Source organism: Pseudomonas sp. IPO3778 (genome assembly GCF_013386825.1).
Classification (GTDB): domain Bacteria; phylum Pseudomonadota; class Gammaproteobacteria; order Pseudomonadales; family Pseudomonadaceae; genus Aquipseudomonas.
In genome coordinates, this window is sequence record NZ_JACARC010000037.1 from 273,123 (window position 1) to 287,773 (window position 14,651).

Consider the following 14,651-nt stretch of genomic DNA (forward strand, 5'->3'; position numbering starts at 1 on the left):
GAGTAAACCTTTGTCCCAACCCGGCGAAAACCACCAGCTAGCCCTGGACAGATTCCTGAACGAACACCCGGCCCTGGCTGCAGAACTGAATACGTTGAACCCACTGGCAGCCCAGGCCAAGGGTGAAACCCTCGAGCAGTACCGCGCCGAGCGGCTGCATGAGGTGTTTGAGGCTGAAGCCGAGCAACAGGGCCTGTTTGCGTGGGAGCTGACGCTGAAATTGACGGCGCAGTCCCCGGCAGAATTCGAAGCCCAGCGCCTTGAGGTGCACAAGGAAGTGGCGCAGATGGCAGGCCTGAGTTGGGCCGAATATTGTCAGTTGCATGACCTGCCCGGCTAGAACCAGCGGCTCAAGCCTTGGCGGGTATCGCTGAGCACTGCGCGTAACTCCTCCAGGGTGATTGCCCGGTGCTCAGGGTCGGCCGCCAACGCCGTGCGTAACGCCGGCCAGCATTGGCGAGGCAATTGCCCGGGCCTGGCGGGCCGGTTACCGGATTGGCGCCGCCCCTGGGCCAATTCGTAGAGCACACACGCCGCTGCGTACAGATCGGCACTGGCCGACAGAGCACCGCCGGCCAGCAGCTCGGGCGCTGCGTAGGCGGGTGTCCAGGCGTTAAAACGACTTCGATTCAAGGCGGGCGACCCGACGGCTGCCTGCCCGTCGGCCTGGCCCAGTCCGAAATCGAACAAGCGCAGCCCTCCTTCCCCCACCATCACATTGCCGGGTTTCACATCCCCATGCAGCACGCCTTGCTGATGGCTATGACGCAACCCATCGAGCAATTGCACGGCGATGCCTTGCAACTCCCGCCACGGCAAGCCGCCGGGGCACTCCAGCAGCAACCGGTCCAGGGTCAGCCCTTGGAGCAGTTCCATGGTAAAGAAAGCGAGCTGGCAGGACGTATCCACTTCAAACGAAAACACACGCACCACCTGCTCATGCCGAAGGCTGCGCGTCAGGGCAAATTCGCTGTAGAGCAGCACGTGGGCATCCGCCGACTCGCGGATGGCTTCACCCAGTACCTTGATCGCCACACTGGAGCGCGACTCGCCAAACTGTTCGTGCAGCAAGTCCCGTGCGCGATAGACCACCCCCATACCGCCAGCACCCAGCACGCGTTCGATACGGTATCGCCCGGCCAGCACTGCAGGTATGCCGTCACGTTGCGGGGGCGCTGGCGCCTTGGCAAAGGCAAAGTGGGTCAACGGGGGGCTGGGCAGGGGCGCAACCTCGCCATCAGGCCGATCACTCATGACTGCACCACCACAGCCGTCAGGTTGTCCCTGGCAGCACCCCGCAGTACACCTGCGAACAGTTGATCCAGAACCTGCTGTGGGTTTCCCAGGCTCAATGCCTGCCCCAGCTCAGAATGGCTCAGCGCCTGATACAGGCCATCACTGCACAGCAGAAAAACATCCCCTGCCAAGGTGCTGAGTTCCAATACCTCCAGGCTCAATGGACCCCGCGAACCGATGGCCCGGGTCAAGGCGCGTGCATCAGGATGAGCCCTGGCCTGCTCCAGGCTCAGCCGCTGATCAAGCAATTGCTCGAACAACGAATGATCCCGCGACAGCTGGTACAACGTCTGCCCGCGCCACAGGTAGCAACGACTGTCACCGGCCCAGACACACGCCGCGCGATTGCCCTGAAGCAGCAATGCTACGACCGTGCTGCCCATGATGCAGTCGGCGCCCTGGCCGGCCAACGTCAGCTCCTCGCCCAGCCGCCGGTTGAGCCCTTGCAGGCAGCGGCGGGTTGCCTCGACCCGTTCGTCCAGACTCCCCCGTCCAGGAAGCGACGCCAGGCTATCGACCACCAACTGGCTGGCGACATCCCCCGCCTGATGCCCGCCCATCCCGTCCGCCACAGCCCAGCAGCCGTGCCGAGGGCAGTCGAGAAAGGCGTCCTCGTTGCGTGACCTGAGCTTGCCACGGTGCGTACGGCCAGCGCTGTACCAGCGAGCCCGCCCCGGGCTCACAACTGCTCCGGCAGGCGGAAGGTACGCCACTGGGCCATCTGAAATGGATTGGGCGTGCGTCGACTGGTCAGCAGGTAATTGGCGCGCAAGCCTGCAAGGTCCGCCTTGAGGATCAATACATCCTGCCCGCTGGAGGGTTCACTTTGCATCAGGTCGAACAAGCGGAACATGGACCAGGCGCCGGCGTTTTTTTCAATGCCCAACGGCCGCTCACCACCGCGCTCCAACACCAGGCTGCTGCGCCCATTTTCAGCCTCGCTTGGCCATTGCATCGTCATGGGTACGATCGGCCCGTGGCGGTACACCATCTGCTGGTCACCCAGACGCAACACCGCGCGACTGACCGCCGGGTCCAGGCTGTAGGGCGCCAGGGTAAAGCGCACCTGCAAGTCTCCCGGGTCATCCGCAAAAAAACCGCGCCTGATCACCTGCACCTTCGGCTGTTGGTCGAGCAACGCCCGGGACATCGGCAAGCTGCGTCCATCCAGGCTGCGCAGCCGGTAGCGACCGGCATCACCGCTGACAAAAGGCTTTAGATAGCTGTCAAAAAACCGTGCCATCACCCCCTCGGGCTTGAAGAACTCCTGGAAGTCGTTGAGGGCGACGTCGCTGCTGGCGTGGGCATTGAACGGGAAACGTTGCTTGATCGCCTTCGCGTAAAAACCATATACCTCACTCTGATAACGCTGGTTCACATGGCGATAGGCCTGGTCGAGCAAGCGGCGCCAATGCTCATCCGCCAGGCCTTCGAACCAGCCCGTCAGTGGCAACGGCAAGCGTGCAGCAACGTTACGCACATTCCCCAGGGCATCCTGCTGCCCCTGAATCCGCCGCTTGACCATCTCAAAGGCGATCGGCTCCGGCGAACCTTCGCGATTCAAGGTCGCCAATTGCAGGTGCAAGTCGTTGAGTGCCTGCAACGCCTGGGTCAATTCGGCACCTGGGTTCTGCTGGTTGTCCAGCAATTGGTGCAGCGGCTCGAAGCGGCGCTGCAGTGCACGCCGCGCCGTGTCGGGCGGCGTGCCGGCCAACCCCGCTCGGACACCCGCGGTGGCGGCCTGGGCAACCTGCCCCAGTGCTGTCGCAGGCCCTGGCAATTTGGCAGACAGGTCCTCCAGGTGCTCGTTGACCGATGGCAGGCGCGTGTTATCACGAACCTGTTGCAGCATCTGCAACAACGGTGACTGGGCAGACGCCAGGCTGGCGAGTTGCTCGGCACCTTGCCGGGCGTTGTCAGTTTCACGTAGACGAATCCGCCCAAGCGCCTCGCTCCATGCATCGGCATACTCGCTGAAATAGCGTTGCTCAAGCGCCACCATCAGCCGTTGCAAATCCATGGCGCTCAGGTCAGCCCCCTCCCCCAACACCCAGTTATCCTGGACGATGGTGTTCACCAGTCGTGCACCCTGCTCCTCGAAATGGCGCAGGTACTTCCTGGTATAAAAACCCGGAATGGGACGGTCGGCCCCGTCAAATACCAGCCCCTGGGCAAGGCGGTAAGGTTCGAGGCTGCGAGCTTGTTCCCGCAGCACGCGGTACACCACATCCACCAGTGACTCCCCCCGCAACACGTGACGTGCCTGGGCCACCAGCTCGGTATTGAGCGGCTGCACGAACGGCTGTTCAAGCAAGCGCGCAAAGTGTTCATTCAGACGACTTTGCACCGAGGGCTCACCGGCAAAACGTATCGACCAATACCCCGCCACTCGTTCACGCAACCAACTGGCATCCCGACGCTCCTTCAGGTCAAGCATCAGGTACGCGCGGAGGTTGTCCAGCAGCCGCTCGCGATCCTCCAGGCTGCCGCGTACCTGCTCCTCCAGCATCTCGCTGACCTGGGACAGCAGCAACTGACCCAAGGCGTGCCCATAGGCCTGTTCCAATACGGGACGGCTGATATCGCCTTGATACAAACCCATCCGCTCCGCCAGTCTGGCCCCACCCTGAACCGGGAAAACCCGAGTGGCCGCCAGGCGACTGTCCAACAGGGGCAGGAGCGCCAGCGTAGTGTCCGACCCAGGCGGTACGGTCGCGGGAGGTCGCATCAGCTCCCGCAGTTGCTCCAGGCGCTGGTGGTTGAACGCGTAACTGCGGGTCCAAAGCAAGCCCGCCGCCCCGACAACCAGCAGCGCGCCCAGGGTCAGCAGCCCCTGGCGCCAGCGAATCCGACGTCGCTCCTGGCTATCGAGACCCGCCAGGTTGGCCTCTGCCAGAATCACCCGGCTGAACAAACCCTGGATGAAGTGCGCGCGAGGCCCCGGTGCCCCTGGGCCACCGTCCGCACTGGTCAGGTAGAAACCACGAAATCCATTGGCGTGCCGATAACGCGGGCCGCAGAAGGCAACGTCGATGTACAGGCTCAACCGTTCGCCAATCCGTGCCGCCTGCTGGGGGAAATCGAGCATCCGGCCGCGCAGGTCGCTGTTACGCTCCTGGTGCAGGCGCTGCACAAGTTCACCGCTCAAGCGCTGAAGCAGCGCTTCGAACGCCTGGCGTACCTGGCCAATTTCAATACCGCCTTTGCCTGCGACGACAGATTCACCGAGCACCGCCTCACTGCCCTCGCCCAATGGACGGTCGAAGAACTCCGCAAATCCCGGCAGACGGTCCGCCTGGGTCACCACCAGATAGATCGGCACGTCCACATGCAATGTCTGCCGGATTTCCTGCAGCCGGCTTTGGACCGCCCGTGCGTCACTCTCCAGCTCCCGCTCGCTGCCATGGAGTAGGGTATCCATTGACAACGTCACCACCACGCCATTGAGCGGGCGTGTTCCGCTACGCCTCTTCAGCAGGCCCAGCAGCGTCGACCATCCCGCGCTATCCACACGACTGTCAGGCTGAGTGAGGTAGCGACCAGCCGTATCGAGCAAAACGCCGTCTTCGGCGAAATGCCAATCACAGCAGCGGGTTCCACTGGCATCAGCCGTGGACTCGGTTCGATCCTGAAGCCGTTGCAGGCCACTGGCCGCCAACAGTCGGGTCTTGCCACTGCCGGCCTTGCCAATCAGCAGGTACCACGGCAACGCACTGCGCCAGCGCGGGCTGCGCTCACCATAAACCCGAGCGTTTTTCAGGGTGTAGAGCGCGTCCTTGAAACGCCGTCGCAGCTGCCGCTGCTCGTTGTCGACCAGGCCTTTGCGCTGGCGCAGCTCAACATTATCGGGGGCTCCCTGACGGGCCATGCGCCGCCAACTGGCATAGACCATGGCCAGGCCCCACACCAGGAACAGCACGCTGATCGTCAGCAAACGCGCCGACGATGTTTGCCAGAATCGATAATCATCGACGGCCAGCAACGGCCCGAAAAACCACACCGTCATCGCGACCAAGAGCACCAGTAACAGGCTCCAGACCCAAATCCTGCCCAGCACGGTGCACGCGCCCTTGAAGAATGCGTTCATGAGTTGCTCCCTGCGTTAGAGCGGCGCCCGGGTAATATCCGGCGCCACGGGTTGATACGGTTGCAGCACCGTCTCGCGCTGTTGGCCCAGAACCCAGGCAAACCCGCCATATAGGGTCAACAGACAGGCCACGACAAAGACCGCGATCCAGGTTGCCGACACCCCTCTCAGCCGGCCCTGACGCTGTGCTTGCGCCCTGGGCGGCGGTTCACAGGCGGGAGGCGAATCGCCCCGCACGTGCCGAATCTGCCGATACAGTGCATCCCGCACCTGTTCGAGCTGCAACAAGCCGCGCTCCATGACCCGGTACTTACCCTCAAACCCGAGTGACAGGCACAGGTACATCAGCTCCAGCATCGCCAGGTGCTTGAAAGGGTCCCTCGACATCCGCTCAAGCAGCTGGAAAAATTTCTCGCCGCCGAAGGTTTCGTTATGAAAGCTGCTCAGCAGGCTCATCTTCGACCAGTCGCTCTGGCTGCCCCATGAGGTGGTGAGCACCGCTTCGTCGATCACACTGCACAGCACATAGCGCGCCGCCATGACCTCGCTGCCTTGTGCGCCGTCATGCCGGGCCCGGGTTTCGAACAGCGTGACCGCCGCTGACAACCGCTCGTTGAGCGCCCGCAGGCTTTCCTGCGCGCTACTGCGCTTGAGTTGCACCACCTCGGACAACAGCTCCCAGGCAGGTGCTACCAGGCTGTTCAAGCCAACGTTGAAGTGCTCCGCGCCCTGCGCGCGGGCGGCGTAAATCATCCGGTCTTCCAGTTGTTCGAAGCGGGGCGGCGACGTGAAGTCGGTTATCGGCCCCTGCGCAGGTGCTCGACCCTGCCGATCGAGCAGGACGGTTTTCTCGTCCTGCGGATATTCCCTGTCCATGGTCTCAGTTCCTGATGGCCCAGAATTTCAGTTCCAATTCGGCGAATTCGCCGCTGACGTGGAAGGCAAACCCTCCCGATTGCTTCAATTGCTCGATGTCGCGAGCACCGAGTTCAAGCATGAAATAGGTTTTTGCGGCATGAAACGGTATCTGCCGGGGCGCCACTGGCAACGGCTTGACCTTGATGCCCGCCAGGTGCAGGTTGACCAACTCGCGAATCCGCTCCACGGGGCCGACCTTGAGGTGCGCCGGAAGGCGGTGACGCAATTCCTCGGAGTCACAATGAGCACTGGCGGCCAGGATGAAGGTCGCCGAATCCAGCAGGTTCAGATCGCTCACCGGGCACACCAACACCCCGTATTGGCGGGGCTGCAGCACAAGCTCGATGGCATGCTGCTCAAGTACCATCGACAGCAGGCTGCGAATCGGCTCCATCAGCCCGCGAAAGCTGGCGCCCTGGTCGCTGTGGCGGTAATGCCCCTCGAAGTGCGCCCGCTTGCTGTCACTGCCAAACGTGGCAAGTTCACCCAGGATCGACAGCAGCGTTCGATACAGCGCTTCAGGGCTGACCTGGCTCTGCCCCAGGTAGTGACGCAAGACCAGCTCGGAGCGATTGATCAGTTGCAACATCAGGAAGTCTCCGACCTCCGCGCCTGCGGCGGTGCCGTTGGCGCGAATCCGCGCGGCAATGGCGTCCCCCCGGTAAGCGAGCAGGCTGATCACCTCCTTGAGGCAAGACAGCAGATACCCGGAGCCATGCAGGTGGATGAACGTCGGGATAAAGTCGGCATCCAGGCTGACGCCCTCCTCCGTGCGGCTGAGTACCTGGGCAACCTTGAGTTTCACGTACTCCTGGCCGCTGTGGGACTCCCCCAACAGCGAGCGAAAATCCAGCTGGCCGCACATGATCTGACGACGAGAGTCCTCCCCTGCGTTGGAATCGCCGACGTCTGCCGCCAGGGTCTTGTAGCGCGCCACTACATCAACCTGTTCGGGCCGACGGGCTTCAACACTGTTACTCGTGGCCAACGGCAGGGCCAGGTATACCGGCTGCCTTGCGCTATTCTCGGGAACCTCCAGCACCAGCGACTCCATGGCTGCACCCATTTCAAACAGGCTGCCATCAGGCAATATCCCGCTGGCCCGGCTGATGACGACCTTGCCCAGGCTGAGGTATTGCACATCGATTTCCAGGGCCAGGAAACCCCAGGCGTGAGCGCACAACAACTGGGTACGGCGCTGGACTTGCTGTTCGTGGTAGCGATCGTTTTGCTGAAAATGCTGAGGGCGCAACAGCATGCCTTCCTGCCAGATGACTTTTTGGCTGTGCATGTCAGTCACCCGCCTTGGCCGGCTGCGGGCTCGCCAACCGGATACCGGCCTGATCAAGGACCAGTTCGGCGCGTGTCACTTGCTGCGCAGTCACCGGCAACACATAGCGCCATTGCGAGTGGGGCAAATCACGGTAGGCCGCCAGCACGCCGACATACCGGCTGCCGGGCTCCAGACTGAGCTTGAGCGTGGTGTGAAGTCCCCTAGCACCAGCAGTTTCAACGGCAGCTCGACCTCTTCCTGTGCGGCGCCAACGGCGGGTTTGAACGTGATATTGATGCGTTCCTTAGGGGCTACCGAACCTTCTTTCGCCATGGTGTTTCTCCTTTTTCGTGTGGCTCGAAAGCCTATTCAAGTACCGCTTCCAGATCGAAGTGGCACAGCCTGCGGTGGACTTCTTCCTTGCGCTCACGCACGGAATGGCTTTGCGGCAACGCATCACAACAGCCATACAAGAGTTGCAGCACTTCAACCGCCAGTTCGGGCTCCCAGCGCTGCAAGCCTGATTGCTGCAGTTCTTGGTCCAGGTGGTCGAGCTGGACTTTGGCAAGGTCCTGCTTGCCTGCCAGGACAGACAACCTGGCCAGGCCAAGCCGCCAATGAAATCTGGCGCGGTCACCTGTTGCGGTTTGCATACCTTGCTTGAGCGACCGGACGGCAGCCTTGAAACCGTCCTTGCGCAGCACAGGCATGACCTCGTGCAGCGCGGTGTCCCAAGGCGCTGCCTGGGCATCAAGGGCGGACCGGGGGGATACCGGAGCCTGGAAATGGCGTGCAACCTGGGTGTTGATCCAGCCTCGGGTGACAGGGTCGGCGAAGGGTGTGCCATCGTGGAAGCGCAACGGGACGAGCCCCGGCAATCGCTGAAGCAACAAGGCGAAGTGCACTTCCAGTTCGGTCATGGCCAGATCGGCCTGAAGTGCCTGCAGGCATTCCCAAACCCTGTACAAACCGTCAAACCAGAAAGGTGCGCAGGCCAGGCTGGCCTCCAGCTCCAACAACAGGTCGGCGTGCTGCCCCTGGGCAAAGCGCTCCTGATAACGCTTGAGCTTGTCCGGTGCCGGGCCTCGCAAAGGCGTCACCTGCTCGGCGTCACAGTCCGGCAGGCTGGTGATCGTCAACCAGGTCAGCGTTCGGCCCAGACGCAGCGCGCGCAGGTCAGTGGCATTCTGGCGCTGCCACCAGGCACACAAGGGCCGGGCACTCTCCTGCAGCGTGCGCAGCAGCTTATGGGCGTCCTTTTCGCTATCCACGACAGGCTCGGTGGCCAGCAACTGAGTCGCCACCTGCTTGATCTGAGCAATCACACCCGGTGGAGGATCGCTCTCGCCGGACTGCTGCAACCGGTCCGACAACTGCCTGCGAATCGGCAGTAACAGCGGAGCCTCATCCGCGAGATGTTCGGCCCATAGCTCATCCAGCCGGGCCAGGTGTTCGAGCATGCAGTGGAACAACGGCCGCTGGTCTTTGAACGACAGGTTTTGCGCAAGTACCTGTTCGAGGCGCGGGACCAGCCAGCCAAATGCAGCACTGCGGGTACGCAGCTTGCCCGGGTACACGACTGCCCAATGATGCTCACAGAGGTAGCGCAACAACCCCAGGCCTGCGAGCAATCCGGGGAAGGACTCGCGCTGATGCAAGGCCCAGGTCAACCAGACAGCGACACGCAAATCCTTGGACTTATGACGCAACAGCGCTTCGCTTTTTTCCACGACCCACTGCCAGTCAGGCTGACTGTTACCGTGCATGGAATTGGACTTGCCCAGTTCGACTTCCAGTGCCTCATACTCGGTCGAAAAACGCATATCGGCACCCGCAAAACTCGCTTTCGAGTTGGGCGCCTGCGCAAGTTCCAGGTAATAATCGGAAAGTCTGTCTGAATAAACCATGATGGGCCGCACGTTACTTTCCAGGACGTATTCAGCGAACTAATGGTATTTAACCCCAGATTAGAACACTGCTTGAAGTTCGCCTTCCCGGCGGGAAGAGCACGAACCTTATCCATGAAAAATTCAATGTTCAAGCCACGAAACGACGATTAAGGAATTTCCTACAAAGATACAAACCTCGCTAATGCGCAACAGTTTGCACAGTAAAAACAGTGACTAACGTCATAAATAAAGCAAAACCTACAGATAAAACCACCCATCGACATGAGCAACTAACTGCGCACATCTGCGCAAGCAAACACAACCCATTCGAGTACAAATAGGCAACTTATCTCAAACTACAAACCCATAAAACGCTAACCCCCTGTTTTCATTAGCACTTGAACTTTCCGGCACACTTCTTGATATCGAGCATTACCCAGCCGGCAACTCAGCCAACTGGGCCGACCTCATTTATCAGGCAAGGAAACCCGTCATGCCAACACCCGCGTATCTTTCCATCACCGGCACCAAGCAAGGCTTGATTACGGCAGGCACGTTCACCCAGGACTCGGTCGGCAACATTTACCAGGAAGGCCATGAAGACCAGATCCTGGTCGAGGCATTCCAGCATCAGGTAATCATTCCCCGTGACCCGCAATCCGGCCAGCCCACAGGCCAGCGCGTGCATAAACCCCTGATGATCAGCAAGGTGTTCGATAAGTCGTCGCCGCTGCTGTTCAGCGCATTGACCTCGGGGGAAATGGTCAAGTGCCGCCTTGAGTGGTACCGCACGTCTTCAGCCGGCACCCAGGAGCACTACTTCACTATCGAACTGGAAGACGCGATTCTGGTGGACATCCAGTCACGGATGCCCAACTGCCAGGACCCGAGCAATGCACACTTCACGCACCTGGAGGATGTGTACTTCACGTACCGGAAAATCGTCTGGACCCATGAGGTGTCCGGCACCTCGGGTTCTGATGATTGGCGCAGCCCGGTAGCCGGCTAAGCCCTCACCCAAACAGAAACGGCAACGCCAGGGACGGCGCCGTTTCTGCCCACGGGACTAAACCATCGCCAACGGATGCTTACGCTTCGGCGCACCAAACACCCGGTCAATCGCGTCCAGGTCGTGCTCATCCAGCACAAGCTTCGCCGCCGCCGCATTGAGCCGCACATGCTCCGGCGTCACGGCCTTGGGAATCGCGATCACGCCGTCCTGGCGCAACACCCAGGCCAGGGAAACCTGGGCCGGTGTGACCTCGTGGCGCCGGGCAATTTGCTTGAGGGTCGGGCTGGCCAACAACTCGCCGCCCTGGGCGATGGGACAGTAGGCCATTAAGGGCAAGTGATGTTGCTGCCACCACGGCAGCAGGTCGAATTCGATACCGCGCTCTTCAATGTTGTAGAGCACCTGATTGGTGGCACAGGCCGGGGACGCCAGTTCCTGGAGGTCTGCCACGTCAAAATTGGACACGCCCCAACGACCGATCTTGCCCGCCTCACGCAAGCGTTCGAAGGCTTCCACGGTTTCTTCCAGGGGATACTGCCCACGCCAATGCAGCAAATACAGGTCGATACAGTCAGTGCCCAGGCGCTGGAGACTGGCCTCACAGGCCTTGGGAACCCCTTTGCGGCTGGCATTGTGCGGGTACACCTTGCTGACCAGGAACACCTGGTCGCGCTTGCCGCGAATCGCCTCGCCCACGACCTCTTCAGCGCCGCCTTCGCCATACATTTCAGCGGTATCGATCAGGGTCATGCCCTCATCAATGCCCAGTTGCAACGCGGCCACCTCGGCGCTGCGTTTGCCGGGATCCTCGCCCATGCGCCAGGTCCCCTGGCCGATGACAGGGACGGGTACGCCGGCCAGATCAATGGTGCGCATGACAACCTCCTGATGAATGTGCGAATTAACAGTGTGGCACCGACTGGACAAAAGGGTTCAGTCGAAGGATGGTGGCACCTTCTATCCTAGCCAAACAAAGGACGCGCAATGCTGTTTGTGGTCATGCTCGGGGGCAAGCACCCTCGAGCCAAAATTGAAGTGCACGACGTGGTGTTTGCCGTCGCCGACACCCTGGAAGCCGCCTACCCGCAACTGCGCGATGGCTGGTTCGGCAGCCCGAAAGGCGTGCATATCGATTCCTGGATGACCGTCGACGGTGTCGACGGCTGGAAAGTCCAGCTCAGCCACCTGGCGCCCAAAGCCGGCGCACCGCGCCTGTACTTCATCAACCTGGGCGGCTATGAAGCCAACATCTTTGGCGAAGCCCACCACTACCTGCTGGTGGTTGCCCGCACGGCCAAGGAAGCCGCGACCCAAGGCAAACAACAGATGCTCAGCCACTGGACCCAATCCCACACCGACGGCGTGCTGGATATCGACGACTGCCTGCCCATCGACCTGGTAGACGGGCGCTACATCCACCTCGAGCCCGGCGCACACCGCCCCGTCGTCACCCAGAACGACTACATCGTGCTGCCCTGACCGCCTCCTACCCGAACGGGGTATGGCGCCCGCCCGCTACCTGCCTGAAAGTGCAATCAGCCCCTCGGCCTGACAATAAGCACAACTTCAAGGTGGGTCCGCCATGCATAAAGCCGTTATCGCCCTGTTCAGCGCTGTCTTGCTGGGTTCAACGTCCTTCAGCCAGGCCGCTGACGACCCCGGCAATACCTTGCGCATCTACAACTGGGCCGATTACATCGGGGAAAACACCCTCGCCGACTTCGAGAAAGCCACCGGCATCAAGGTGATCTACGACACCTACGATTCCTACGAAACCGTGCAGGGCAAACTGCTCTCCGGCCGTTCGGGTTATGACCTGGTGGTGCTCAACGCGTCACTGGTACCGCTGCTGATCAAAGCCAAGGCCTTCCAGCCGCTCAACAAAGCGCTGCTGCCTGACTGGAATAACCTGGACCCTCAAGTGCTGAAAAGCCTGGAAACCCATGACCCGGGCGTGACCTATTCGGCGCCCTACACCTGGGGCAGCAATGGCGTGACCTACAACATCGACAAGATCAAGGAACGCATGCCGGACGCGCCCATCGGCTCCCTGGCGATGATTTTCGATCCCAAGATCATTTCGCGCTTTGCCGACTGCGGCATCACCTTTATCGACTCCCCCACCGACATGATCCCGCTGGCCCTGACCTACCTCGGCCTGGACCCCAACAGCGTCGCGCCCAAAGACCTCAAGGCCGCCCAGGATGTGTTGATGGCGGTACGCCCGTACATTCGCAAATTCGATTCCAGCGGGTTTATCAACGGCCTGGCCAACGGTGAGCTGTGCATGGCCACCACCTGGTCCGGCGATTACGCCACGTCCCAGGCCCGGGCGGCGGAAGCCGGGGCCAAAGTGAACCTGGGTTACTTCATCCCCAAGGAAGGCTCGCTGATCTGGTTCGATAACTTCTACATCCCGGCCGACGCGCCCCATGTGGCGAATGCCCACACGTTCATCGAATTCCTCCTGCAACCCAAGGTTATTGCCGGCGTCAGCAACACCATTCACTACGCCAACAGCAACCTGGCCTCCAAGCCTCTGGTGAACGCCGAGGTCCGCGACAACCCGGCCATCTACCCGGACGCGGCGACGATGCAGCGCCTGTTCACCCAGAAAAGCCAGTCCCAGGCGGCCGTGCGCCTGATCACCCGTACCTGGAATGCCGTGAAGACCGGCAAGTAACGCCCAGCCATTGAGGTAACCGCCATGACCCTGCCAAATCCTGCTTTTTTTGCCCAGTTTGACCATGCCCAACTGGACGCCGCCGACAAGGCCCATTACATGCACGGCTTCCACATGTTCGACGAACACCGCGAACAGGGCTCGTTGAACATCGCCGCCGGCGACGGCGCCTACATCTACGACACCGCCGGCAACCGCTACCTGGATGCGGTCGGCGGCATGTGGTGCACGAATATCGGCCTGGGGCGCGAGGAAATGGCTGACGCCATCGCCAACCAGGTTCGCCAGTTGGCGTACTCCAACCCGTTCTGCGACATGGCCAACGTCACCGCCATTGAACTGTGCGCCAAGCTCGCCAGCCTGGCCCCCGGCGACCTCGACCATGTGTTCCTGACCACCGGCGGCTCCACGGCGGTAGACACCGCCTACCGCCTGGTGCAGTTCTATCAGAACAGTCGCGGCAAGCACGAGAAGAAGCACATCATCTCGCGGTTCAGCGCGTACCACGGCTCCACGTTCCTGACGATGTCCATCGGCAACAAGGCCGCCGACCGCGCGCCGGAATTCGATTTCATGAGCGACCTGTTCCACCACATCTCGTGCCCCAACTACTACCGGGCGCCTGCGGGCATGAGCGAGGCGCAATTTCTCGATTTCCTGGTGGATGAGTTCGAAGACAAGATCCTCACGATTGGCGCCGACAAGGTGGCGGCGTTCTTTGCCGAGCCGATCATGGGCTCGGGCGGCGTGATTATCCCGCCAAAGCGCTATCACCGACGCATGTGGGAAATCTGCCAGCGCTACGACCTGCTGTACGTGGCGGATGAAGTGGTGACGTCCTTCGGTCGGCTGGGAAAATTCTTCGCCTCCCAGGAGGTGTTCGACATGCAACCCGACATCATCACCACCGCCAAGGGCCTGACCTCCGGCTACTTGCCCCTGGGCGCGTGCATTTTCTCGGACCGCATCTGGCAAGTGATCGGCGAGCCGGGCAAGGGCCGCTGCTTTACCCACGGGTTCACCTACAGCGGCCATCCGGTGAGTTGCGTGGCGGCGCTGAAGAACATCGAGATCATCGAGCGGGAAAACCTGCTGGCCCATGTGGAGGACGTCGGCGTGTACCTCGAACAGCGCCTGCAAACCCTGGCCAGCCTGCCGCTGGTGGGCGACGTGCGCTGCCAGCGCCTGATGGCCTGCATCGAGTTTGTCGCCGACAAACACACCAAGGCGCTGCTGCCGGACGCGGTGAACATCGGTGAGAAAATCCACCTGCGTGCCCAGGCCAAAGGCTTGCTGGTGCGGCCCATCGGCCACCTGAATGTGATGTCGCCACCGTTGATCATCACCCATGCCCAAGTGGATGAAGTGGTCGAGATCCTGCGCCAGTGCATCCTCGACACCGCCCAAGAGCTGCGCCAGAGCGGCGAGTACCAAGGCCGATGAACCCCGGCGCCTCGGTGCTTTTGCCGAGGCCCTGGCCGGCGGGTAGACTG

Annotated in this window: 12 protein-coding genes and 2 pseudogenes; 5 read left to right on the top strand and 9 right to left on the bottom strand. The window is 61.4% G+C overall.

Going from position 1 to position 14,651, the window contains the following annotated elements:
* Positions 1 to 10 precede the first annotated feature (10 nt).
* Positions 11 to 340: a DUF6388 family protein gene (locus tag HX855_RS19590; protein ID WP_177088406.1), complete on the top strand. Its 330-nt coding sequence runs from the start codon at positions 11 to 13 to the stop codon at positions 338 to 340.
* On the opposite strand, the gene HX855_RS19595 is transcribed toward HX855_RS19590, so the two are convergent.
* The 8 genes and pseudogenes from HX855_RS19595 to tssA form a co-directional block, all read right to left on the bottom strand.
* The gene (locus tag HX855_RS19595; RefSeq protein WP_177088408.1) at positions 337 to 1,254 is read right to left on the bottom strand and encodes a serine/threonine-protein kinase; all 918 of its coding nucleotides are present in this window, start codon (positions 1,252 to 1,254) and stop codon (positions 337 to 339) included. The two genes, HX855_RS19590 and HX855_RS19595, sit on opposite strands and share 4 nt — an antisense overlap.
* On the bottom strand, positions 1,251 to 1,979 hold the full coding sequence (locus tag HX855_RS19600; RefSeq protein WP_177088410.1) for a PP2C family serine/threonine-protein phosphatase: 729 nt from the start codon (positions 1,977 to 1,979) through the stop codon (positions 1,251 to 1,253). Before HX855_RS19600 ends, HX855_RS19595 begins: the two co-directional genes overlap by 4 nt.
* A complete protein-coding gene (gene tssM / locus HX855_RS19605; protein ID WP_177088412.1) occupies positions 1,976 to 5,383 on the bottom strand; it encodes a type VI secretion system membrane subunit TssM in 3,408 nt (1,135 codons plus the stop codon). Before tssM ends, HX855_RS19600 begins: the two co-directional genes overlap by 4 nt.
* Before the next feature lie 15 nt (positions 5,384 to 5,398).
* Entirely contained in the window at positions 5,399 to 6,259 is an 861-nt protein-coding gene (icmH, locus tag HX855_RS19610) for a type IVB secretion system protein IcmH/DotU (protein ID WP_177088414.1), read from the bottom strand.
* Between the two features lie 4 nt (positions 6,260 to 6,263).
* Positions 6,264 to 7,592, bottom strand: coding sequence for a type VI secretion system baseplate subunit TssK (gene tssK, locus HX855_RS19615; protein WP_177088423.1), 1,329 nt, complete (start codon positions 7,590 to 7,592; stop codon positions 6,264 to 6,266).
* Position 7,593: 1 nt separating this feature from the next.
* Positions 7,594 to 7,779: pseudogene (tssJ, locus tag HX855_RS19620) on the bottom strand (type VI secretion system lipoprotein TssJ); the annotation flags it as partial.
* Positions 7,776 to 7,907 (bottom strand): annotated as a pseudogene (locus HX855_RS19625) (type VI secretion system contractile sheath small subunit); the annotation flags it as partial. The pseudogenes HX855_RS19625 and tssJ, both read right to left, overlap by 4 nt.
* A gap of 32 nt (positions 7,908 to 7,939) precedes the next feature.
* Entirely contained in the window at positions 7,940 to 9,481 is a 1,542-nt protein-coding gene (gene tssA, locus HX855_RS19630) for a type VI secretion system protein TssA (RefSeq protein ID WP_177088434.1), read from the bottom strand.
* 475 nt (positions 9,482 to 9,956) lie between these two features.
* On the opposite strand from tssA, the gene HX855_RS19635 reads away from it, so the two are divergent.
* A complete protein-coding gene (locus HX855_RS19635; RefSeq protein ID WP_177088436.1) occupies positions 9,957 to 10,472 on the top strand; it encodes an Hcp family type VI secretion system effector in 516 nt (171 codons plus the stop codon).
* A 57-nt stretch (positions 10,473 to 10,529) separates the two neighbouring features.
* Here HX855_RS19635 and HX855_RS19640 read toward each other — a convergent pair whose 3' ends face one another.
* Positions 10,530 to 11,351 carry an aldo/keto reductase gene (locus tag HX855_RS19640; protein ID WP_177088438.1) on the bottom strand — a complete coding sequence of 274 codons (822 nt, stop codon included), beginning with the start codon at positions 11,349 to 11,351 and terminating at the stop codon, positions 10,530 to 10,532.
* Positions 11,352 to 11,459: 108 nt separating this feature from the next.
* Here HX855_RS19640 and HX855_RS19645 point away from each other — a divergent pair, with 108 nt between their 5' ends.
* The 3 genes from HX855_RS19645 to HX855_RS19655 all read left to right on the top strand — a co-directional run bounded on the left by HX855_RS19645 (position 11,460) and on the right by HX855_RS19655 (position 14,601).
* Positions 11,460 to 11,954: a DUF1543 domain-containing protein gene (locus tag HX855_RS19645; protein WP_177088440.1), complete on the top strand. Its 495-nt coding sequence runs from the start codon at positions 11,460 to 11,462 to the stop codon at positions 11,952 to 11,954.
* A gap of 103 nt (positions 11,955 to 12,057) precedes the next feature.
* Positions 12,058 to 13,158 carry a polyamine ABC transporter substrate-binding protein gene (locus HX855_RS19650; RefSeq protein ID WP_177088442.1) on the top strand — a complete coding sequence of 367 codons (1,101 nt, stop codon included), beginning with the start codon at positions 12,058 to 12,060 and terminating at the stop codon, positions 13,156 to 13,158.
* 24 nt (positions 13,159 to 13,182) lie between these two features.
* Positions 13,183 to 14,601 carry an aminotransferase gene (locus tag HX855_RS19655; RefSeq protein ID WP_177088444.1) on the top strand — a complete coding sequence of 473 codons (1,419 nt, stop codon included), beginning with the start codon at positions 13,183 to 13,185 and terminating at the stop codon, positions 14,599 to 14,601.
* Positions 14,602 to 14,651: the final 50 nt, after the last annotated feature.

Bases quoted from the DNA above. Each gene is read 5' to 3' on its own strand.
- HX855_RS19595 (WP_177088408.1), bottom strand. From the start codon at position 1,254: ATGAGTGATCGGCCTGATGGCGAGGTTGCGCCCCTGCCCAGCCCCCCG.
- tssM (WP_177088412.1), bottom strand. From the start codon at position 5,383: ATGAACGCATTCTTCAAGGGCGCGTGCACCGTGCTGGGCAGGATTTGG.
- icmH (WP_177088414.1), bottom strand. From the start codon at position 6,259: ATGGACAGGGAATATCCGCAGGACGAGAAAACCGTCCTGCTCGATCGG.
- tssK (WP_177088423.1), bottom strand. From the start codon at position 7,592: ATGCACAGCCAAAAAGTCATCTGGCAGGAAGGCATGCTGTTGCGCCCT.
- tssA (WP_177088434.1), bottom strand. From the start codon at position 9,481: ATGGTTTATTCAGACAGACTTTCCGATTATTACCTGGAACTTGCGCAG.
- HX855_RS19635 (WP_177088436.1), top strand. From the start codon at position 9,957: ATGCCAACACCCGCGTATCTTTCCATCACCGGCACCAAGCAAGGCTTG.
- HX855_RS19640 (WP_177088438.1), bottom strand. From the start codon at position 11,351: ATGCGCACCATTGATCTGGCCGGCGTACCCGTCCCTGTCATCGGCCAG.
- HX855_RS19645 (WP_177088440.1), top strand. From the start codon at position 11,460: ATGCTGTTTGTGGTCATGCTCGGGGGCAAGCACCCTCGAGCCAAAATT.
- HX855_RS19650 (WP_177088442.1), top strand. From the start codon at position 12,058: ATGCATAAAGCCGTTATCGCCCTGTTCAGCGCTGTCTTGCTGGGTTCA.
- HX855_RS19655 (WP_177088444.1), top strand. From the start codon at position 13,183: ATGACCCTGCCAAATCCTGCTTTTTTTGCCCAGTTTGACCATGCCCAA.